The following is a 20,391-nucleotide window of genomic DNA, read 5'->3' on the forward strand; positions in this document are numbered from 1 at the left end:
TTTTATTGCAAAGTCGTAAAAATTGACGTTACTATCTAAAAGTAAGTATGATGCGATTATAGTAAGATTTTTTAGGGGGAAGAAAAATGACAAGTTCAAGTAATAAAGCAGCGAGTATTTATGAAGGAACAAATGTAAATGCTGGGGGATTTTTTGAAAACGTTGAAGAAACAAAGTTGTTTGATCCAATTCAAGTTGGAGCTTGGTCTCTTCGTAATCGTATAGCGATGGCACCGATGACAAGATGCTTTGCAGATAATGAGACTGGAGTAGTTGGTGCGGATGTAGTGGAGTACTACAGAAAACGTGCTGCGGATGGAATTGGACTAATTATTACAGAGGGAATTGTCATTAGTCCGAGAGCAAAAGGAAACCCAGGAGTACCAGGTATTTATACACAAGAGCAAATCGATTCTTGGAAACCTGTTACAGAGGCGGTACATAAAGAAGGTGGGACGATTATTGCTCAAATATGGCATGTTGGGCGTATGAGTCATCATGAAATAATTGGTGGTCAAATGCCACAAGCACCGTCGGCTATCGCTGCAGAGGGAAATGTTCCACGCTTTCGTAAACCGTTTGATACGCCAGAAGCAATGACGTTAGAAGAAATACAAGAAGTGATCGGGCAATACGCACAAGCTGCGAAAAATGCGATCGAAGCTGGATTTGATGGAGTAGAAATTCACGGTGCACACGGATATTTAATCGATCAATTTACGTATGAGTTTGCAAATAAGCGAATAGATAAATATGGCGGTGATTTAAAACAAAGGTTAACGTTTATGAAAGAAGTAACGGCGGCTGTAATAGAAGCTGTTGGAGCTAATAAAACACTTCTTCGTTTCTCTGCTTTCAAAGGTGATAATCCTACTTATATGTGGGAAAACCCTGAGTTTGCAATTGAAACGTTCATAAATATGTTTAAAGAGGTTGGGTTAACGATGATCCATCCTTCAACGATGAATTATACCCAAGAGATTGCTGACGGAAAGAATTTTCATCAACTAGTAAGAAAATATTGGGATGGTACGATTGTTGGGGTTGGTAATTTAAATCCGAAAGAGGCCGAAGAAGCGTTGCAAGAAGGAACGATTGATGTAGCGGCATTCGGAAGACCGTTAATTGCTAATCCAGACTTTGTTCATCGAATTAAACACGCTGAAAGTTTAGTTGAATATGACGCGAAAGAGCATCTTGCTACGTTAGTATGAATAAAGATAAAAGGAGAGCACATCTAGTGTTCTCCTTTTATTATGGAATTTCATAGGGGGAAGCGGGATGAGTGAAACGCTACTCGTTATTATTAGTATATTACTATTTTTAATGTTGCTTTTAATCGTCTTTTTTATCATTACATTTTTTATAAAAAAACGAACACACCATTCTATTTTAAAATTACATCCGTACTTAGGAAGAATGCGCTACTTACTGGAAAAGATAGGGCCTGAATTTCGACAATATTGGTTTGATCATGATACGGATGGAAAGCCTTTCTCACGTTATGATTTTCAAAGTGTTATGTTTTTAGCGAAATATCGCTCTGAAATACTTGGTTTTGGATCAAAACGAGATTTTGAAGCTTCTGGATATTATATTGCTAATACATTATTTCCGATATTAACTGAGGAATTAAGTGTGAATCTCACGCAAGAGCGGGAAGGTAAAAAGTACGTGATTCATAAAGAAGGGTTATTTTCAAGAAGAGAAAAATTGACAGCGGATACAACGAATCTTTGGCTGTACGAAGAAGATGATGCAATTATAGTCGGTGAGAACCGTAAATATCCGTGGAAGCTACATGGCATGTTTGGTGCATCTGCGACTTCTTACGGTGCGATTGGAGAAAATTATATTTTAGCGAGTGGTTTTGGAGCAAAAATGGCAGGCGGATCGTGGATTAATACGGGTGAAGGTGGCGTTATTCCAGAACATTTACATACAGGAGCGAATATCGTTGCGCAAATTGGTCCAGGGTTATTTGGATACCGTGATGAAGACGGTAATTTTTCAATGGGAAAATTCATGGAGAAAGCGAAAGAAAGTAATATTAGAGCATTCGAATTGAAATTTGGGCAAGGTGCTAAAATACGTGGTGGTCATTTAGAGGGGCAAAAAGTAAATGAGAAAATTGCTTCTGTTCGCAACGTCCGAAAGGGAGAGACGATTAATTCACCGAATCGATTTTCATTTTTAAAGAATGCAGCGGATACACTTTGTTTTATTCAACAGTTGCAAGAAAACAGCGGTAAACCAGTTGGAATGAAAATTGTAATTGGTCAGCAGGAGCCTTTGGAAGATTTAATAAAAACAATGAAAGAACTAAACATTTACCCAGATTTTATTACAATCGACGGTTCAGAAGGCGGGTCAGGAGCAACGTATAAATCGATGGCAGATTATATGGGACTGCCGCTTATTCCAGCATTACTTACATTTATTGATACAGCAAACCATTATGGTGTCCGTAACAAGTTTAAAGTATTTGCAGCGGGTAAATTAATCACACCAGATAAAGTGGCGATTGCTTTAGCGATTGGGGCGGATGCTGTAAGTTCAGCCCGTGGGTTTATGATGGCAAGTGGCTGTATTATGGCCCTTCAATGTAATTCTGGTCAATGTCCATCTGGTGTAGCCACGACGAATCCGCATTATCAAAAAGCGTTAGATCCGTATGAGAAGAAGTGGCGAGTCATGAATTATATTATTAGTATGAGATATAGTTTATTTTCATTAGCGGCAGCGGCGGGAGTGAAGAGCCCGCGCCATTTAACTAGAGAGCATATTGTGTTTAAAGACGAGGTGGGGAGAGTAGTTCCTCTTTCGGAATTGTTTCCTATAGTAAATCAAACCTAAAAGTATATTTGATGTGTAAGATTTTTTAGAGGAATAATTATATTTTTGGAAAAATTAGGAGTATAATAGGGGAGTATTTTTGAAAATGACTATTTTTAGGGAGAGATTCACTTGCAGCAAGGTTCGTACAGTATTACAATTTTTTTACTCGTCATAGGGCTCGTTATATTTAGACGCATGCGCTCTATGAATCGACCAATTAATAATAAAGGAAGACGACTACTATTGCCATTATTCTTCTTATTACCAGGTTTTTCTTTATACGCAGCACCGATACAACTTGCTGGTTGGCAAATTGGTATAGCTGCTGGGATCGGACTGTTATTGTCAATTCCACTTATTATTTTAAGTGGGTATGAAGTCAGAGAAGATGGTCAAATTTATGCAAAAAAAAGTATCGCTTTTATTGCTACATTTTTAGTTATCGTTCTTTTACGTGCTTATTTTAGAAGACATTTACAAGGTCTAGATCCAAAGTCAATCGGCATTCTTTTCTACACTCTTGCGGTTTGTTATATAGTACCTTGGCGTATTGGATGCTATATGAAATTTCGTAAAGTATATGTAGAGAAAGCGAAAATTGAGACGTCAATAAGCTAAAAGTCATACATTTGTATGGCTTTTTCTTTTAAAATTTATCGGGTAAACGAATGTAAATAAGGTGTGAAAAAACACTATATAATTTTCTGAATATTTTTTACTTTAAATTCTTGAAAAATCATTGTAATCCACTGGGATAAAGGCGTTTATAAAGGTTTTCACATGTAATGAAAAGTGCTCGTTCACTTGAAAGAACAAAAAATGTTTGTTAAGGTAGGGAACCATGAGCGAAAACAAGAAAATAGAAAAAGTCATTTTTCGAAATTTTGAATGGCTTATGGACTAAGGGAGAGATTTGGTGAAGATTGAAATTATGGTTTCGCTTGCTATTTATATGGCAGGTATGTTGTATATCGGATATTGGTCTTATAAGAAGACATCCGATTTATCAGATTATATGTTAGGCGGGAGGGGACTCGGCCCAGCAGTTACAGCTTTATCAGCTGGTGCTTCTGACATGAGTGGTTGGATGCTAATGGGATTACCTGGTGCGATGTATGCAACAGGATTATCAAGTGTATGGATTGCGATAGGTTTATTGATAGGTGCGTATGCAAACTATTTAATCATTGCCCCGCGTTTACGAACGTATACAGAAGTGGCAAATGATTCAATTACGATTCCAGACTTTTTAGAGAATCGGTTTAAAGATCGTACGAAAATACTTCGTTTTTTCTCCGCTATCGTCATTTTAGTATTTTTCACATTTTATGCGTCGGCTGGTTTAGTTTCAGGTGGACGTTTGTTTGAAAATTCTTTTAACCTTGATTATAAAATTGGTTTATTTGTAACAGTAGGTGTTGTTGTTGCGTATACACTATTTGGTGGCTTTCTAGCCGTAAGTTGGACGGACTTTGTGCAAGGTTGTATTATGTTTATTGCGCTTGTACTAGTGCCAATTGTTGCTGTTACGGATGTCGGTGGTGTAACAGAAACATTTAATACGATTAAGCAAGTCGATGCATCGCATTTAGATATGTTTAAAGGGACCACAATACTTGGTATTATTTCATTTTTAGCATGGGGCCTTGGATATTTTGGTCAACCACATATTATTGTCCGCTTTATGGCAATTACCTCTATTAAAGATTTAAAAACTTCTCGTAGAATCGGTATCGGTTGGATGACGATTTCAATTATAGGTGCAATGCTTACTGGTCTAATTGGTATCGCCTATTATGCTAAAAATAATGCGACATTACAAGACCCAGAAATGGTCTTTGTAACATTCTCAAATATTTTATTCCATCCGTATATTACAGGATTTTTATTATCAGCTATTTTGGCTTCGATTATGAGTAGTATTTCCTCACAATTACTTGTTATTTCAAGTGCAGTAACGGAAGACTTTTATAAAACATTTTTCCGTCGTAACGCAAGTGACAAAGAACTTGTATTTATCGGTAGATTGTCAGTATTAGTAGTAGCTATGATCGCAGTTGTTTTAGCGTATCATCCAAGTGATACAATTTTAACACTTGTCGGTTATGCTTGGGCTGGATTTGGTTCAGCATTCGGACCAGTCATTTTATTAAGTTTATATTGGAAAAGGACGAACAAGTGGGGTGTTCTTGCAGGTATGATTGTTGGTGCAGTAGTTGTTATAGCATGGGTACAAATTCCAAGTTTAAAAGCAATTATGTATGAAATGGTACCGGGATTCTTCTGTAGTTTATTAACTGTTATCGTTGTAAGTTTATTAACGAAAGAACCCGTTAAGGCAGTTCATCGTGAATTTAATGAGATGGAAGCAGTACTGGAAGAAGAAACGAAATGATTAGCGAAGAGAGTAAACGAAACTGGCGTTTACTCTTTTTTTATTTAAAGTGAAAATAAGGAACTTATTGACAACTAAAAGTAAGTAACTTATAATAAATTTGAGTTCAAGTTAATTTGTACTTTGAATAAAGATTTTAAATGGAATAAATATTTTTTGAAAACTATCTCGAATTTGAGATGAATTGACAAGCTGGAAGTTAATGTGTATTTTTATAATCAATATCTCGAATTCGAGATAAAATTATTATAACGGATTTTACTTTGTAGCATGGACAAAATGAATAATGAATTTAAATGTAAAAGAATTTTTATAATGAAATAAAAAAGGAGTGGAAGAAATGGAAAAGAAAACAATGGGAATCCATCACATTACAGCGATTGTAGGGCATCCACAAGAAAATGTAGACTTTTATGCTGGTGTATTAGGGTTACGTTTAGTGAAACAAACAGTGAATTTTGATGATCCAGGTACGTACCATCTTTATTTTGGAAATGAAGGAGGAAAACCTGGAACAATTATTACGTTTTTCCCATGGGCAGGTGCTCGTCAAGGTATTATTGGGGACGGTCAAGTAGGAATTACGTCTTACGTTGTACCAAAAGGTGCAATGGAGTTTTGGGAAAATAGATTAGAAAAATTCGATGTTTCGTATACGAAAATGACTCGTTTTGGAGAGCAGTATTTAGAATTTGATGATCCGCATGGTTTGCATATAGAATTAGTTGAAAGAGAAGCAGGCGAATTAAATAATTGGAGTTTTGGAGAAGTTACACCAGAAGTAGCAATTAAAGGGTTTGGAGGTGCTGTTCTTTTATCTACACAGCCTCAAAAAACTGCTGAATTGTTAGAACATATTATGGGTCTTGAGAAAATTGGAGAAGAGGGTGAATTTGTTCGATGCCGTTCTTCTGCTGACATTGGAAATATTATTGATTTGAAATTATCAACAATCGGTCGTGGCCAAATGGGCGTTGGCACAGTTCATCATATTGCCTGGAGAGCGAGTGACGATGCTGATCAGCTAGACTGGAAAGAGCATGTGTCGCGTTTTGGATATCACGTAACTCCTGTACAAGATCGAAATTATTTTAACGCGATTTATTTTAGAGAACATGGTGAAATCTTATTTGAAATTGCAACAGATCCTCCTGGTTTCGCTCATGATGAATCGTTAGAGACGATGGGTGAGGAATTAAAGTTACCGGAACAATATGAACAACATAGAAAACAGATTGAACAAACGCTTTTACCATTTGAAGTGAGAAATTTAGATTAAAGTGATTGAAGGGGGAAAAGGATTATGATGAAACATGTTTTTCAAAAAGGAAAAGATACGTCAAAACCAGTGTTGTTATTACTTCATGGCACAGGTGGTAATGAATTAGATTTACTACCACTTGCAGAAATAGTTGATCCGGAAGCGTCGGTATTAAGCGTTAGGGGAAATGTGTTAGAGAATGGGATGCCGCGTTTCTTCCGCCGATTAGCAGAGGGCATTTTTGATGAAGAGGATTTAATTTTCCGTACGAAGGAATTAAATGAATTTTTAGATGAAGCGGCTAAAGAATATAAATTCGATAGAAATAACATTGTAGCTATCGGTTATTCGAATGGGGCAAATATCGCAGCAAGCTTATTATTCCATTACGAAAATGCATTGAAAGGTGCTGTGCTTCATCACCCAATGGTGCCTAGAAGAGGAATGCAATTAGCAAATTTAGCAGGGAAATCTGTGTTTATTGCTGCTGGGACAAATGACCCAATTTGTTCATCAGCAGAGTCAGAGGAATTGAAGGTACTATTAGAAAATGCAAATGCGAAGGTAACAATGCATTGGGAAAATCGAGGGCATCAATTAACGATGGGTGAAGTAGAAAAAGCAAAAGAGTGGTATGACAAAGCATTTTAAAAAAAGAAGCATCTGCTAACGATTAGCAGATGCTTCTTTTTTATTTAAGACTGGATTGCAAGATGAGATGAAGAAAGTGGTAGCTCAATATCAACAATCGTACCTTTATTTAATTCGCTTGAAATGTGTAATCTACCATGATGTTCTTCAATTATTTTGTAACACATCATTAATCCTAGTCCTGTGCCTTTTTCTTTTAAACTATAAAAAGGTTCGCCTAGACGGGAGATACGATCTTCAGGAATGCCGCAACCTTCATCGATAATTCGTATTAAGATGAAATTATCCTCTAATGGTTTTGTTTGGATGAAAATATTTCCGCCATTTGGCATTGCTTCTATCGCATTTTTTAATATGTTTATAAACACTTGTTTTAATTGGTTACCGTCACATTGAATATCATATACGTAATCAAAATGATCCATGATGATATGAACGCTATGCATAATTGCAGTCGGTAAAATAAATGTAACTACCTCTTCAATTAAAGTTTGTATGTTACAAGTTTGGATAGATAATACTTGTGGCTTAGACATCGCCATAAATTGACTCGTGATGGATTCCATTTGTGAAATCTCACTTAACATAACATCGATATACCATTTCTGCTCCTCACTTATTTCAGGGAGGAGCAACGTTAGAAAACCTTTTAGAGAAGTGAGTGGATTTCGAATTTCATGGGCAATTCCAGCTGTCAGTTGTCCGACTACTGCGAGCTTCTCTGATTTTCGTAGTAACTTTTCAGTTTCTTTTAGCTCAGTAACATCTCTCCCCATCACGATAAGACCTTTGCGAGAACCATCAGGATGATAAAGCGGAACTTTTGATATACTTAAGATTAGATCGAAATCATCTCTATGTATAATAAATTCCTCGCCATGAAGAATTTGTCTTTGTTGCCATGCTAGTTCATCGATTTCTTCACAATGTAAAAAAGCTTCTCGGTATGCTTCATTATATTGAATGAGTTCGCTATCTTTTTTCCCGTGGTAAGGTACATGATGGAAATTGAAGCAAGAAAGTGCGTAATCATTTGCCTCAAGCCAGCGCCCTTCATGATCTTTAAAAATAACAAACGCAGGCATGGAGTTTACTAATGTACGTAATCTCTTCTCACTTTCTTTTAGCATATTCTCAATTCTTTCTGATTTTTCAAGCGGCTTCATAATAGCATATACGCCAGTAAGACGATTTTGAACAAAAATAGGAACTAGTTTTGTCACAACATCTAATAAGAATCCATTTTTATGATAAATAGATAAGATATACTCTTGTTGATTATCCGCTTCAGTATTCTTTATATTTTGTAATACTTGCTCAGAAATATGGGCTTCTAAAATAGAGGTAATATTTTTCTGTTCTAATTCTAAAGAAGTGTAACCTAATATTCTTTCGGCAGAAGGATTTATATGTAGAATAACTCCTTCTAAATTTAATGAAATAATACTATCAGGATTGTGTTCGAACAGAGATGCGTACATTTCTGTTAATGAACGATCTTGTATATGGTTTCGCAAACGTCTAGAAATGTTCGGATGACGTTTTTTTTGAGTTGGTGAATATTTTTTACGACTCATAATAGTTCCTCCGTACAAATAGCATCTAAAAAGATTTGTCTATTCATAACTATAATATAGATGTAATGTGTATTTCTATAAAAAATGGAAGTTATAGAATAAATTTTGTTTTTTTTTATTTTTTGCAAGGTGAATGCAGGATGGTAATAAGGGGGGCTTATATTGTTTTATAAACCTTTTGTAAGTTACAGACGGCTGTTTTCCGTATAACATTAGGGTAGAGGAGGGGGAGAGAAAATGAAAAATTATATTCAAGGGATTGATCACGTGCAAGTAGCTGCACCTGTAGGGTGTGAAGAAGAGGCGCGTGATTTTTATGGGAATACGATTGGTATGGAAGAAATTCCAAAGCCAGAAGAGTTGAAAAAACGAGGTGGATGTTGGTTTAAATGCGGAAATCAAGAAATCCATATTGGTGTCGAGCGGAACTTTATACCAGCTAAAAAGGCTCATCCAGCTTTTTATGTGAATGAAATTAATGAATTTAAGCAAACACTTATAGAGCAAGGTGTTAAAGTGATTGATGATTATGCACGGCCAGATGTAATTCGATTTTACGTGTCAGATCCATTTGGAAACCGAATTGAATTTATGCAAAATAAAGACTAGGTGGATTCCCACCTAGTCTTTAACTTCTTCTGAAAAGTCCTAACACTTCTACAGTTTCTGTAATATTAACGAAAGCATTCGGGTCAATTTCAGAAATTGTTAGTTTCATACTTGCTAATTCTTCACGAGAAACGACGGTCATAAGTACACGCTTTTTCTCGCTTGAATAAGCACCTTCGCCATCAAGTAACGTTATTCCACGTACAACAGTTGAAAGAAGTTGTTTTTTCATTTTCTCTGCTTCATTTGTTACAATCATAAGTGTAACTTTACGATGTTTTGTATGAACAGCATCGATTACTTTACCAGTTACATAAATTGAAAGTAAGCTTGTAAGTGCAACATCCCAGGTGAAGAAGAATCCTGCGATTATTACAACGACTGCATTTAAAATAATAAGGAATCCGCCAAGTTTAATGTCTCGCTTGCGGGATAAAAGCATACCGATAATATCAAATCCACCAGTAGATCCATTACAGTTAAAAACAAGACCAATACCAGCTCCGGCGATGACACCTCCGAAGATAGAAGATAACAATGGATCTGTTGCTACGACTTTTACTGGAACGTAGTATAATGCAACAGATAATACAACTACAGAGACAACTGTGTTAAAAATTACTTTTTTTCCAAGACCTATGTACCCTAAAATAAGGATAGGTAAGTTTAATACAAAGTTAATAATGCCTGTGTTTACAGGGGTTACAATCCCTAAAATAATAGCAATTCCGCCAATTCCACTACTTAAAATTTTGTGGGGGATAAGGAAAAGATTAAAGGCAACCGCAATAATAATAGAACCGATAATAACACCAAGGAATCTGACCATTTCTTTCCCGTCCTTCACTGAAAAATTCATATTATTTCAAGATTATATATGATATTGAAAGTTTTGGGTAAAAACAGTTTATTTTGGTAAATTAGATTAATCGAAAGAATTTGAGTATTTTATCATTTGAAAGGGGATACAGTTGTGAAGATAAAAACATATCAACAGAAAAGCCCGTTGAAGCAAGAATGTGAGGATTCTTATTTTTGTAATAAAGATAAAAAGATTTATGGTGTATGTGACGGTGCAACACCACTTGTCCCGTTTCGTGATGAAAAGGGACATAATGGAGCATACATCGCTTCGCATTTATTTGCAAGTTATTTTACTGCATTACGAGAGAATCATAGTTTACAATTTGCAGTTGCCAAAGCAAATGAAGCATTGCAAAGCAAAATGTTAGAATATGAAGTAGACACGAGAAAAAAAGAGCATTTGTGGTGCACATGTATCGCGGCAGTCCAAATAGTTGGTGAGAAAATTGAATATGCGCAGCTTGGGGACTGTATGATTGTCGCAACTTTTCAAAATGGAATGATGCAAGTATTAACGAAAGACACAGTTGAAGGAATTAGTAAAAGAGCAAAAAAGAAGAGGGAAGAAGATCGTAAAAAAGGGTTATCTGTACCAGAAGAATATGTTTTTCAAGATGTTCGAGAACAGTTAAAATACAATCGTTATCTTGCAAATATGCCAAATGGTTATTCAGTTGCAAATGGAATGAAAGAAGCGATACATTATTTACAACATGGTGAATTACATACAGATGAAGTGAGTGGGATTTTTATTTGTTCAGACGGGTTATTTCACCCAGATTGGTCATTAGAACAAACCGTTGCATATATAAGAAAGAATAGTATAAACGAATATGTAGCAATCATTGAAGAGCTAGAAGGCGAAAAAAGAATAAGGCCAGATGATAAAACGATTATTATGATTGATTTTTAAGAGGAGGCAGTTCAAATGGAAATTAAACGTGTCAATCTAACATTTCAAGATGAATTAGTTCCTTTAGAAAAAGTAAACAAACTGATTATTCACCATACAGCTGAAGATGGATGGGACGTGTATAAAACGCATGAATTTCATCAAACCGTAAGGGGGTGGAGCGGAATTGGTTACAACTATTTTATCGAAAAGGACGGAACTGTAGTGGAAGGGCGAGGTTTACATATTGGAGCGCACGCGAAAGACCATAACCGTCATACAATTGGAATATGTATGACGGGAAATTTCGATAAATACGATCCCACTCCCCCGCAAGTGAATGCATTATATTCTTTATGCAAAATGTTTATGAAGCAATTTGCTATAAAGAAAGAAAATATACTAGGTCATAGGGAGTTAGAAGGAGTTACAAAAAGCTGTCCTGGTAATCGTTTTTCTATGGTAGAGTTAAGGAAGATATTATCTTAAATATAGAGGAGTAACAACGATGATGAATATAAAAATACCAAATGATAAAAAAGAAGAGCTTGTAGCGCAAATTCAGCAATTTTTCATGGAAGAAGATCTAGATGAAATTGGACGTTTCCAAGCAGAGCGTTTAATAGAAGAAATGATTAAATTAGTTGGACCATTTGCATACAATCAAGCAATTGGAGATGCAAGAAAGCTTGTAAGTGAGAAATTAACGAATATGGAAGAAGATTTATACGTGTTAGAGAAAAATGAAGCGAAATAAAAAAAGAGCCGATGGGCTCTTTTTTATTTTTCTTTCTTATGTTCCTTATATTCATGTACTTTTTCTTTCACATTACCAACTGTATCTTTAGCAGTGCCTTTCACCTTATCCCATTTTCCTTCAGCTTGTAATTTCTTATTGTCAGTTACTTTCCCAACAACTTCTTTTACTTCACCTTTTACCTTATCAATGGCACCTTCTACTTTTTCTTTTAAACCATGATCATGTTTAGTCATACATTTCTCCTCCTTGTAGTTTGATTAGAATTCTCTTTTCATATTGCAAGTTGAATGATGTATCTAGTAATAGCGTAACAAATCTAGTTTGAATATTCAAATGATTAATAGGATAGAAAAGGAATTGTCATAAAATGTTTAAAAATGTAACGGAAGGAGAAATAAAGTAAATTATAATATGTCTTTTGCGGTCCATATTGATTTTGTATAAGCAATTTTCATGTGGGCACGTTCCATGTTATTTTGACTGCCGCTACCGAACCTTGCTTGTCCAACTATTAAAGTACAATTGGATTCAATAGCTGTCTTAATTCGTTTTTGAATTAATGCAGTATGACAGCCTTTACGCTGAAATTCTGGCAAAGTAGCAGAAGCAGCTAATGATGCGACACCCTTATTTATATACAGGACACCAATACCAGCAGGGATATTTTGAACTTCAGCTATGAAAAAATGCCATCCTGGTTCATTGTAAAGAATTTCATTATTTTGGCGCACGCTATCTTTTGTAAAGGATGGCATATTAAATCCACGTACATAAATGTCTGCAAAAATATCAAACTCATTTTCTTTTAGTTTTCGTATTGTAATATTAGAAGGAAGAAGTGATGAACCCTCTCTCGGTATACTATACAAAGCAGTATGGAAGCTAGATTGATAAAACCCTTTTTGAGATAAGTATTGAAATAATTCAGTTGTACCTTGTGCTGGGGTAATTTCAAAACGACAAGGGATTTGTAGTGATTCATAATAAGAAATGATTGCATCAATCGCATCTGCATTTGTAATACCTTTTACCGTATTAAAAGCAGGACCAGCAATTATTTTTGATGAAAAGGCAGTGGTGCTACCGAATTTTTTCATTTGCACTTGCATTGGGTTTCCGCTTATTGTTTGTAGTCTCTCTAATCTAGAAGAGAGCATATCAATTTCTGCATTTTCAATTTCTGTTGCTATATCGAGTGTCATAACAGTAGTCATAAAATTCCTCCGTTAATAAATATATTTCATAGTACATATACGATTTTTGTTTTGAGATTCCTGTTGAAATGTGAGAGAATAAGAGGTTTTTTGGAAGGGAAATGGAAGTGAACTGTCGAAGGGAGTGGAAACAGATTAAAGGTGGTGCTCTCATGAAACAAAAAACCGTGCAGACATGCTCTAATTGTGGTTCTCAAAACATAGGAGAAGGTGAGTTTGTCGGATATGCACAAATACGGAAAAAGGAAACGATGTTCACATCTTCACCAGTGGATGCTTATATTTGTACAGATTGCGGGAATATCCTTCTATTAAAAGTACGACATTATGAAAAGTTTAAGCAGAAGCCGTTATGATCATTGAGAAATGGTCATATCCAACGTTGTATACGAAACGACTTATGTTAAGGAAAATGAATATGAGTGATAGTTTACATATATATGAGTATGCTACAGATAAAGAGATGACAACTTTTACTGTATGGGATGCTCATCGATCGTTATGTGACACATATAACAATGTAGAAGAAATTGTGGGGCAATATAATGAAGGGCAAGTAGCACCTCTTGGAATTGTATTAAAAGAGGAGAAAAAACTTATAGGCACGTGTGGATTTATAAAATATGATTTGGTCACACATACAGCAGAAATTGCATACGCCTTATCTCGAAAATATTGGGGAAGAGGATTAGCCAAGGAGGCTGCATTAGCTTTTTTCTACTATGGTTTTCATGAGTTGCATCTTAATAGTATTGAAGCGGGATGTGATTCAGAAAATGAAGCATCTGAAAAATTAATGAAACGTTTGAATATGGAGTACAAATATACAATTCAGAAGGATATGTTTATTAAAGGTAAGAATCGCGATACAAAAAGATATTGTATATCTAGAGAAGGATATATGAATCAATGAAATATCTTACATTGAAAACTCCTTTAAATGAATCAAGGAGTTTTTTTATTTTGATAACAACAAATCGGAGTTTATCTCTTTGTTCGTGTGTTAGGAGTATGGGAGATATATTGGATTTTAGTAGAAAATAAGGAATACAGTAATCGTTTTATTTTTAAACTGAAAAAGAAAGTAAGAAAAAAGATAGATAGTTTATCGTTCTGAATTATTTCCAAAGAAATAATTCAGAAAATACAGAAAAATGTCGTAATCATTTGCGGAAGTCTGTTATAATAAACGAAAAAATGAAAACGTTTTAAAGGGGGACATAACCAATATGATGATGAATGTACCGCTAACAATTAGTTCTATGATGGAAAGAGCAGAGAAACTGTTTTCGAAGAAAGAAATTGTTTCACGGACGCATGATACAGTTACAACGTTAACGTATAAGCAGTTAGGGGAAAGGACGAGAAGACTCTCCAGTGCGTTGAAAAAGCTTGGAATTAAAGAAGGTGAACGTGTAGGAACATTAGCGTGGAATCATCATCGACATGTGGAGGCGTATTTTGCTATTCCTGGTATTGCTTCCGTTTTGCACACAATTAACATTCGTTTATCTCCTCAACATATTTCATATATTATTCAGCACGCAGAAGACCGAATTCTACTTATAGATGAAGATCTCGTACCGCTTGTTGAAAATATTCAATCACAATTATCAACTGTACAAGCTTACATTATTATGACTGATAAAGATGAACTCCCAAACACTACGCTGAAGCCTGTATATCATTATGAAAAGCTATTAGAAGAAGGCGATCCAAATTTCCAATTTGTAAAAGATATTGATGAAAATACACCAGCTGGTATGTGTTATACGTCAGCGACTACAGGAAATCCGAAAGGTGTTGTATATACGCATCGTAGTACTGTATTACACTGTATGGCACTCGGTTTAGCGGATACAGCTGCTTTATCGGAAAGTGATGCTGCAATGGCGATTGTACCGATGTTCCATGTGAACGCTTGGGGACTTCCTTTCGCTGCTACTTGGTTTGGGTCAAAACAAGTTCTTCCAGGACCGATGTTTACTCCGAAAATTTTATTAGAGATGATTCAATCAGAAAAAGTGACGTTAGCTGCGGGTGTGCCGACAATTTGGCTCGGCGTATTACAAGAGTTAGAAAATAATAGTTACGATTTATCTAGTATGACGAGAATACTATGCGGAGGTGCAGCTGCGCCAAAAAGTGTTATTAAAGCATTTGAACAGAAACATAATGTTCCGTTCATACATGCATATGGTATGACTGAAACGAGTCCACTCGTAACACTTGCGCGTTTAAAAAGTTATGAAACGGAAGTATCGTATGAAGAGCAACTAGAAATTCGCTCTAAACAAGGATATCTTGTACCTGGTGTCGAGATGAAAGTAGTCGGTACAAATGGTGACGTGAAGTGGGATGGTACTGAGATGGGAGAATTATGTTTACGAGCACCTTGGATCGCTGAAAGCTATTATAACGATGATCGTACTGTCGAAGGTTTTCGCGATGGATGGTTATATACTGGTGATGTTGTCACAGTGGATGAGGAAGGTTGCGTGAAAATTGTTGACCGTACGAAGGATGTTATTAAAAGCGGGGGAGAATGGATTTCTTCGGTCGATCTTGAAAATGCTTTAATGGCACATGATGCTATATTTGAAGCGGCTGTCGTTGCAGTTCCTCACCCTCAGTGGCAAGAGCGACCAATTGCCTGCGTTGTTCAAAAGAAAAATAGTACGGTTACAAAAGAAGAAATATATGAGTTTTTAAAACCACAGTTTGCGAAGTGGTGGTTGCCAGACGATATTGTCTTTATGGAAGAAATACCGAAAACATCTGTTGGGAAGTTTTTAAAACAGGCGCTTCGGAAAGAACTAGAGCATTTGCATAGAGAGAAATAAGTGAACTTCTATTTGTAAACTCTAATACATTAACGGTTGACAAAAGAGGGGTGGAAAGATAATATAATTTTTGCAATATGTTATCTAAAAACAATTTTAAGTTTACAAATAGGAGAAGCAAATATGAATACAAAAAATTTAGTTTTCGTCGCTTTATTTAGTTCTATTATGGGAGTGTTAGGGTTAATACCTCCGATTGCTCTTTCTATTACACCAGTTCCAATTACATTGCAATCACTCGGTGTTATGCTTGCGGGTGGGTTGTTAGGATCACGTCTAGGTGCGTTAAGTCAGCTTATTTTCTTACTTATTGTAGGAGTTGGAGCACCATTGCTTGCTGGTGGACGTGGTGGCCTTGGTGTATTTGTTGGACCAAGTGCAGGATATTTACTTGGTTACATCATTGGGGCGTTTGTTATTGGTTATTTAATTGAGCGTTTACGTGAAGTTTCTATTATAAAAGTATTATGTATTAATATAATTGGTGGTATTTTCGTAGTTTATGTATTTGGTATTACTGTACAAGCGTTCTTAATGGATGTTTCTGTATGGGAGATAATGAAAGTGAGTGCTGTGTTTTTACCAGGGGATTGTATAAAAGCAATTATTGCGGCAGTTCTCGTAACAAAATTACATCGTTCATTGAAACATATTATTACGCCCGCTTTAAAGAATGGAAAATATACAAATGCGGGATGATAAAGGGAAGAAACACGTTCATTGCGTGTTTCTTTTTATTATTTTTGTAAAGAAAGGACGTCTCATATGGGGATTACAAAAGAATATAAAAAGCATGCCTCTCTACAACCAAATAAAATAGCGATAAAGGAAAATGATAGAGTTTTAACATATGAAGAGTGGTTCGAATCAGTTTGTAAAGTAGCAAGCTGGTTAAATGAAAAAAAATCGAAGAATAAAACGATAGCAATCCTATTAGAAAATCGTATAGAGTTTTTACAACTATTTTCTGGTGCCGCTATGGCCGGGTGGGTTTGTGTTCCGTTAGATATAAAGTGGAAACAAGATGAGCTCAGAGAAAGAATTGAAATTAGTAATCCGGATATGATTGTGACAGAACGATATAAGGTGAATGATCTATTGGATGAAGAAGGAAGAGTAATTGAAATTGATGAGTGGAAAAGAATGATAGAGAAATATCTTCCTACATATTCCACTGTAGAAAGTGTACAACATGCTCCTTTTTATATGGGATTTACATCAGGATCAACAGGAACAGCAAAAGCATTTTTACGTGCACAACAATCGTGGGTTCATAGTTTTGATTGTAATGTACATGACTTTCATATGAAAAGGGAGGATTCGATTTTAATAGTTGGGACGCTCGTTCATTCTCTTTTCTTATACGGGGCAATAAGTGCATTATATGTAGGACAAACAGTGCGCATTATGAGAAAGTTCTTTCCAAATCAAGTATTAGATAAGTTAGAAACCGAAAATATATCAGTTATGTATACAGTTCCAACAATGCTTGAATCTTTATATAAAGAAAGTAGATTAATAGAAAATAAAGTGAAAATTATTTCGTCAGGAGCGAAATGGGAAGCTGAAGCGAAAGAAAAAATAAAAAATATATTTCCTTATGCAAAAAGATATGAATTTTATGGTGCATCAGAGTTAAGTTTTGTAACAGCACTAGTCGATGCAGAAAGCGAAAGAAGGCTAAATTCAGTAGGAAAACCTTGTCATAATGTGCAAGTTCGAATATGTAATGAAGCAGGCGAAGAAGTACAAAAAGGTGAAATAGGAACTGTTTATGTGAAAAGTGATCAGTTTTTTATGGGATACATAATAGATGGGGTTTTAACACGGGAGTTGAATGCAGAAGGCTGGATGACAGTGCGAGATGTAGGCTATGAAGATGAAGAAGGCTTCATATATATTGTTGGTAGAGAGAAGAATATGATTTTATTTGGAGGAATCAATATTTATCCAGAAGAAATAGAAAGTGTATTACATGAACACCCAGCTGTTGATGAAATAGTTGTAATTGGTGTGAAAGATAGTTACTGGGGTGAAAAGCCGGTCGCGATCGTAAAAGGAAGTGCTACAAAACAACAATTAAAGAGTTTTTGCTTACAACGATTATCCTCGTTTAAAATACCGAAGGAATGGCATTTTGTAGATGGAATACCTTATACAAATAGTGGGAAAATCGCTCGTATGGAAGCAAAAAGTATGATTGAAAATCGGGAGAAAATATATGAATAGAGCAGTTATTGTAGAGGCGAAAAGAACACCTATTGGTAAGAAGAATGGGATGTTAAAAGAGTATGAAGTTCAGCAATTAACAACGCCGCTTCTTACGTTTTTAAGTAAAGGGATTGAGAGGGAAATAGATGATGTCATATTAGGTAATGTTGTTGGGCCAGGAGGGAATGTTGCGAGACTATCTGCTTTAGAGGCGGGACTTGGCTATCATATTCCTGGTGTAACGATTGATCGGCAATGTGGTGCTGGTTTAGAAGCAATTCGAACTGCGTGTCATCTCATTCAAGGCGGGGCAGGTAAGTGTTATATCACCGGGGGAGTAGAGAGTACAAGTACGTCACCTTTTCAAAAAAGAGCACGATTTTCCCCTGAAACAATTGGTGATCCTGACATGGGAGTAGCGGCTGAATATGTTGCGGAGCGTTATAATATAACGAGAGAAATGCAAGACGAGTATGCTTGTCTTAGTTATAAGCGGACACTGCAAGCGTTAGAAAAAGGATATATACATGATGAAATATTTTCTTTTAATGGATTATTAGATGAATCTATAAAGCCAGAAATGAATTATGAACGAATCATTAAAAGAACAAAGCCCGCATTTTTACAAAATGGAACAGTGACGGCAGGTAATTCATGTGGTGTAAATGATGGGGCATGTGCTGTTCTTGTAATGGAAGAGGGACAAGCCCGAAAGTTAGGGTATAAACCTGTCCTTCGTTTCGTTCGTAGTGCTGTAGTGGGAGTGGATCCTAATCTTCCAGGGACTGGTCCGATATTTGCGGTGAACAAATTATTAAACGAAATGAATGTAAAAGTAGAGGACATCGATTATTTTGAAATAAATGAAGCATTCGCCTCAAAAGTTGTTGCTTGCGCAAAAGAGTTACAAATTCCGTACGAAAAAGTAAATGTAAATGGTGGAGCAATTGCGCTCGGTCATCCGTACGGCGCATCTGGTGCTATGCTTGTAACACGTTTGTTTTATCAGGCACAAAGAGAGTCTATGAAATATGGGATTGCTACATTAGGAATTGGAGGCGGGATAGGGATTGCGCTATTATTTGAGAAAGTAGAAGACTAGCCAGGTAACTAGTTTTCTACTTTTTGAGGAACATAAACATTACTACCAGGCTTCGCTTTCATTTCGTTCCAAGCAGCAATCGCATCAGCTTTTGCTTTCCCTTTATTATTTGGATCTTCGAAAAAGTCACGAGTAAAGCGATTGTATTCAAATTGTGCACCGATAGTTGTTTTGTATGCAGGGTCTTTTTTTCGTTTGTTTTCTTCATGCCAAAAAGCTACCGCGTCTTCATATGTTTTTCCAACATTGTCTTTAAAAAACTTTTGAAGAGCTACTGTAAAGCGGAAGTTTGCTCCGATTTTTTCTTTGAAAAAAGCACGAACCTCTTCGCTACAGCGGTGATTGTTAGTAATAATCGTTTGAAGAGAAAGGTCTTTATAGGATAGGGAAGCTTTACTCACCTTTTGAATAGAGCTGTTTTTTAATATTTTACCAGTAGTTAAATAATGTGAGATACGCTCGGTTATTTCGATCTTAGAGCCACTAGCTGGCAACCCATGCTCACGACAAAATGTTTGGAGTTCTGCTTTTAACCAATAATAGTTTTGGAAATCTTCAATTGATATAGACTTTGTTAAAGGTGGACGCATGAATGTAACAACTACTTTCTTCCATAATTTTCTTTAATTATAAAACGTACGTTCTTTTTATGGAAGGGTTAATTTGTAAATATAATGGGAAGAGGAGATTATATATGGAAAATGTAATGCAAGTTCGTGTTACGGGAATTTTAATTGAAGGTAAAAAATTATTGCTAGTAAAGCAAAAAGTTGCTAATAGGAATTGGTCTTTACCTGGAGGAAGAGTGGAGAATGGTGAAATGTTAGAAGAGGCGATGATTAGAGAAATGAGAGAAGAAACGGGATTAGAAGTTAAAATTAAGAAGCTACTCTATGTTTGTGATAAACCGGATGCCAGTCCATCTTTATTACATATTACATTTTTACTTGAAAAGATTACAGGGGAAATTAGGTTACCCTCAAATGAATTTGATCATAATCCGATTCATGATGTGCAAATGGTGCTGATTAAAGATTTAAGTCACTATGGTTTTTCGGAAACTTTTATAACTCTTATAAGTGAAGGTTTTTCAAATGCAGGGAGTTACCAAGGATTGAAACAAAATATTGGCCTGTAACTATAGAGGAAGGATAGCTATTAGCTATCCTTCCTA

The 20,391-nt window shown here is 35.8% G+C and carries 22 protein-coding genes and 1 pseudogene; 18 read left to right on the forward strand and 5 right to left on the reverse strand.

Features of this window, described 5'->3' with window-relative positions; all coding sequences use genetic code 11:
• Positions 1-86 precede the first annotated feature (86 nt).
• The 6 genes from M1D66_RS09170 (at position 87) to M1D66_RS09195 (ending at position 7,145) form a co-directional block, all read left to right on the forward strand.
• On the forward strand, positions 87-1,214 hold the full coding sequence (locus M1D66_RS09170; RefSeq protein ID WP_000204581.1) for an alkene reductase: 1,128 nt from the start codon (positions 87-89) through the stop codon (positions 1,212-1,214).
• A gap of 67 nt (positions 1,215-1,281) precedes the next feature.
• A complete protein-coding gene (locus tag M1D66_RS09175) occupies positions 1,282-2,856 on the forward strand; it encodes an FMN-binding glutamate synthase family protein (RefSeq protein ID WP_000005162.1) in 1,575 nt (524 codons plus the stop codon).
• A gap of 111 nt (positions 2,857-2,967) precedes the next feature.
• Positions 2,968-3,456, forward strand: coding sequence for a cytochrome c biogenesis protein CcdC (locus tag M1D66_RS09180; RefSeq protein WP_016111168.1), 489 nt, complete (start codon positions 2,968-2,970; stop codon positions 3,454-3,456).
• A gap of 298 nt (positions 3,457-3,754) precedes the next feature.
• Positions 3,755-5,233 carry a sodium/proline symporter PutP gene (gene putP, locus M1D66_RS09185; protein WP_242555245.1) on the forward strand — a complete coding sequence of 493 codons (1,479 nt, stop codon included), beginning with the start codon at positions 3,755-3,757 and terminating at the stop codon, positions 5,231-5,233.
• A 340-nt stretch (positions 5,234-5,573) separates the two neighbouring features.
• Positions 5,574-6,512 (forward strand): ring-cleaving dioxygenase, encoded by a 939-nt coding sequence (locus M1D66_RS09190; protein WP_242555244.1) that lies wholly within the window; start codon positions 5,574-5,576, stop codon positions 6,510-6,512.
• Positions 6,513-6,536: 24 nt separating this feature from the next.
• Positions 6,537-7,145: an alpha/beta hydrolase gene (locus M1D66_RS09195; RefSeq protein WP_000975486.1), complete on the forward strand. Its 609-nt coding sequence runs from the start codon at positions 6,537-6,539 to the stop codon at positions 7,143-7,145.
• Positions 7,146-7,189: 44 nt separating this feature from the next.
• On the opposite strand, the gene M1D66_RS09200 is transcribed toward M1D66_RS09195, so the two are convergent.
• Positions 7,190-8,722, reverse strand: coding sequence for a BA3702 family sensor histidine kinase (locus tag M1D66_RS09200; RefSeq protein ID WP_000087652.1), 1,533 nt, complete (start codon positions 8,720-8,722; stop codon positions 7,190-7,192).
• A 237-nt stretch (positions 8,723-8,959) separates the two neighbouring features.
• Between M1D66_RS09200 and M1D66_RS09205 the strand changes: the two genes are divergently transcribed.
• Entirely contained in the window at positions 8,960-9,331 is a 372-nt protein-coding gene (locus M1D66_RS09205) for a VOC family protein (RefSeq protein ID WP_000800771.1), read from the forward strand.
• A gap of 19 nt (positions 9,332-9,350) precedes the next feature.
• Here the strand turns inward: M1D66_RS09205 and M1D66_RS09210 are convergent, their stop codons facing one another.
• Positions 9,351-10,190, reverse strand: a complete 840-nt coding sequence (locus tag M1D66_RS09210) for a YitT family protein (protein WP_002005544.1) — start codon at positions 10,188-10,190, stop codon at positions 9,351-9,353.
• Between the two features lie 96 nt (positions 10,191-10,286).
• On the opposite strand from M1D66_RS09210, the gene M1D66_RS09215 reads away from it, so the two are divergent.
• Genes M1D66_RS09215 through M1D66_RS09225 form a run of 3 tightly spaced genes read left to right on the forward strand, consistent with a single transcriptional unit; the run spans position 10,287 to position 11,844 of the window.
• Positions 10,287-11,108 (forward strand): protein phosphatase 2C domain-containing protein, encoded by an 822-nt coding sequence (locus M1D66_RS09215; protein ID WP_041184000.1) that lies wholly within the window; start codon positions 10,287-10,289, stop codon positions 11,106-11,108.
• A gap of 15 nt (positions 11,109-11,123) precedes the next feature.
• Positions 11,124-11,576, forward strand: a complete 453-nt coding sequence (locus tag M1D66_RS09220) for a peptidoglycan recognition protein family protein (protein WP_000404002.1) — start codon at positions 11,124-11,126, stop codon at positions 11,574-11,576.
• Positions 11,577-11,595: 19 nt separating this feature from the next.
• Complete coding sequence (locus M1D66_RS09225) at positions 11,596-11,844, forward strand: DUF2164 domain-containing protein (protein ID WP_000981065.1); 249 nt, start codon at positions 11,596-11,598, stop codon at positions 11,842-11,844.
• A 23-nt stretch (positions 11,845-11,867) separates the two neighbouring features.
• On the opposite strand, the gene M1D66_RS09230 is transcribed toward M1D66_RS09225, so the two are convergent.
• Together M1D66_RS09230 and M1D66_RS09235 are read right to left on the reverse strand one after the other, a co-directional pair.
• Entirely contained in the window at positions 11,868-12,080 is a 213-nt protein-coding gene (locus M1D66_RS09230; protein ID WP_000160410.1) for a CsbD family protein, read from the reverse strand.
• Positions 12,081-12,251: 171 nt separating this feature from the next.
• Positions 12,252-13,061, reverse strand: a complete 810-nt coding sequence (locus tag M1D66_RS09235; RefSeq protein ID WP_000214345.1) for a GNAT family N-acetyltransferase — start codon at positions 13,059-13,061, stop codon at positions 12,252-12,254.
• 152 nt (positions 13,062-13,213) lie between these two features.
• On the opposite strand from M1D66_RS09235, the gene M1D66_RS09240 reads away from it, so the two are divergent.
• From M1D66_RS09240 to M1D66_RS09270, 7 genes and pseudogenes are all read left to right on the forward strand, one after another.
• A complete protein-coding gene (locus M1D66_RS09240; protein WP_000810948.1) occupies positions 13,214-13,417 on the forward strand; it encodes a hypothetical protein in 204 nt (67 codons plus the stop codon).
• Positions 13,414-13,974, forward strand: coding sequence for a GNAT family N-acetyltransferase (locus M1D66_RS09245; protein ID WP_000582840.1), 561 nt, complete (start codon positions 13,414-13,416; stop codon positions 13,972-13,974). The genes M1D66_RS09240 and M1D66_RS09245 overlap by 4 nt, the downstream gene beginning before the upstream one ends.
• Positions 13,975-14,037: 63 nt before the next feature.
• Positions 14,038-14,178, forward strand: a pseudogene (locus M1D66_RS09250) (helix-turn-helix domain-containing protein); the annotation flags it as partial.
• A gap of 112 nt (positions 14,179-14,290) precedes the next feature.
• Positions 14,291-15,904 (forward strand): long-chain fatty acid--CoA ligase, encoded by a 1,614-nt coding sequence (locus M1D66_RS09255; protein WP_000980205.1) that lies wholly within the window; start codon positions 14,291-14,293, stop codon positions 15,902-15,904.
• A gap of 123 nt (positions 15,905-16,027) precedes the next feature.
• On the forward strand, positions 16,028-16,603 hold the full coding sequence (locus M1D66_RS09260; RefSeq protein WP_001093333.1) for a biotin transporter BioY: 576 nt from the start codon (positions 16,028-16,030) through the stop codon (positions 16,601-16,603).
• Positions 16,604-16,669: 66 nt separating this feature from the next.
• Positions 16,670-18,133 carry an acyl-CoA synthetase gene (locus M1D66_RS09265; protein WP_086385065.1) on the forward strand — a complete coding sequence of 488 codons (1,464 nt, stop codon included), beginning with the start codon at positions 16,670-16,672 and terminating at the stop codon, positions 18,131-18,133.
• Positions 18,126-19,217: an acetyl-CoA C-acyltransferase gene (locus tag M1D66_RS09270; RefSeq protein ID WP_001078006.1), complete on the forward strand. Its 1,092-nt coding sequence runs from the start codon at positions 18,126-18,128 to the stop codon at positions 19,215-19,217. Before M1D66_RS09265 ends, M1D66_RS09270 begins: the two co-directional genes overlap by 8 nt.
• Positions 19,218-19,225: 8 nt before the next feature.
• Here M1D66_RS09270 and M1D66_RS09275 read toward each other — a convergent pair whose 3' ends face one another.
• On the reverse strand, positions 19,226-19,807 hold the full coding sequence (locus M1D66_RS09275) for a DUF6434 domain-containing protein (protein WP_001247727.1): 582 nt from the start codon (positions 19,805-19,807) through the stop codon (positions 19,226-19,228).
• A 104-nt stretch (positions 19,808-19,911) separates the two neighbouring features.
• On the opposite strand from M1D66_RS09275, the gene M1D66_RS09280 reads away from it, so the two are divergent.
• Positions 19,912-20,355: an NUDIX hydrolase gene (locus M1D66_RS09280; RefSeq protein WP_000432586.1), complete on the forward strand. Its 444-nt coding sequence runs from the start codon at positions 19,912-19,914 to the stop codon at positions 20,353-20,355.
• The last annotated feature ends 36 nt before the right edge of the window (positions 20,356-20,391 follow it).

It is taken from the genome of Bacillus sp. PK6-16, assembly GCF_056530295.1.

Bases quoted from the DNA above. Each gene is read 5' to 3' on its own strand.
- M1D66_RS09220 (WP_000404002.1), top strand. From the start codon at position 11,124: ATGGAAATTAAACGTGTCAATCTAACATTTCAAGATGAATTAGTTCCT.
- M1D66_RS09200 (WP_000087652.1), bottom strand. From the start codon at position 8,722: ATGAGTCGTAAAAAATATTCACCAACTCAAAAAAAACGTCATCCGAAC.
- M1D66_RS09195 (WP_000975486.1), top strand. From the start codon at position 6,537: ATGATGAAACATGTTTTTCAAAAAGGAAAAGATACGTCAAAACCAGTG.
- M1D66_RS09240 (WP_000810948.1), top strand. From the start codon at position 13,214: ATGAAACAAAAAACCGTGCAGACATGCTCTAATTGTGGTTCTCAAAAC.
- M1D66_RS09260 (WP_001093333.1), top strand. From the start codon at position 16,028: ATGAATACAAAAAATTTAGTTTTCGTCGCTTTATTTAGTTCTATTATG.
- M1D66_RS09225 (WP_000981065.1), top strand. From the start codon at position 11,596: ATGATGAATATAAAAATACCAAATGATAAAAAAGAAGAGCTTGTAGCG.
- M1D66_RS09190 (WP_242555244.1), top strand. From the start codon at position 5,574: ATGGAAAAGAAAACAATGGGAATCCATCACATTACAGCGATTGTAGGG.
- M1D66_RS09280 (WP_000432586.1), top strand. From the start codon at position 19,912: ATGGAAAATGTAATGCAAGTTCGTGTTACGGGAATTTTAATTGAAGGT.
- M1D66_RS09210 (WP_002005544.1), bottom strand. From the start codon at position 10,190: ATGAATTTTTCAGTGAAGGACGGGAAAGAAATGGTCAGATTCCTTGGT.
- M1D66_RS09170 (WP_000204581.1), top strand. From the start codon at position 87: ATGACAAGTTCAAGTAATAAAGCAGCGAGTATTTATGAAGGAACAAAT.
- M1D66_RS09255 (WP_000980205.1), top strand. From the start codon at position 14,291: ATGATGATGAATGTACCGCTAACAATTAGTTCTATGATGGAAAGAGCA.
- M1D66_RS09175 (WP_000005162.1), top strand. From the start codon at position 1,282: ATGAGTGAAACGCTACTCGTTATTATTAGTATATTACTATTTTTAATG.
- M1D66_RS09270 (WP_001078006.1), top strand. From the start codon at position 18,126: ATGAATAGAGCAGTTATTGTAGAGGCGAAAAGAACACCTATTGGTAAG.
- M1D66_RS09205 (WP_000800771.1), top strand. From the start codon at position 8,960: ATGAAAAATTATATTCAAGGGATTGATCACGTGCAAGTAGCTGCACCT.
- M1D66_RS09275 (WP_001247727.1), bottom strand. From the start codon at position 19,807: ATGCGTCCACCTTTAACAAAGTCTATATCAATTGAAGATTTCCAAAAC.
- M1D66_RS09230 (WP_000160410.1), bottom strand. From the start codon at position 12,080: ATGACTAAACATGATCATGGTTTAAAAGAAAAAGTAGAAGGTGCCATT.
- M1D66_RS09235 (WP_000214345.1), bottom strand. From the start codon at position 13,061: ATGACTACTGTTATGACACTCGATATAGCAACAGAAATTGAAAATGCA.
- M1D66_RS09245 (WP_000582840.1), top strand. From the start codon at position 13,414: ATGATCATTGAGAAATGGTCATATCCAACGTTGTATACGAAACGACTT.
- M1D66_RS09265 (WP_086385065.1), top strand. From the start codon at position 16,670: ATGGGGATTACAAAAGAATATAAAAAGCATGCCTCTCTACAACCAAAT.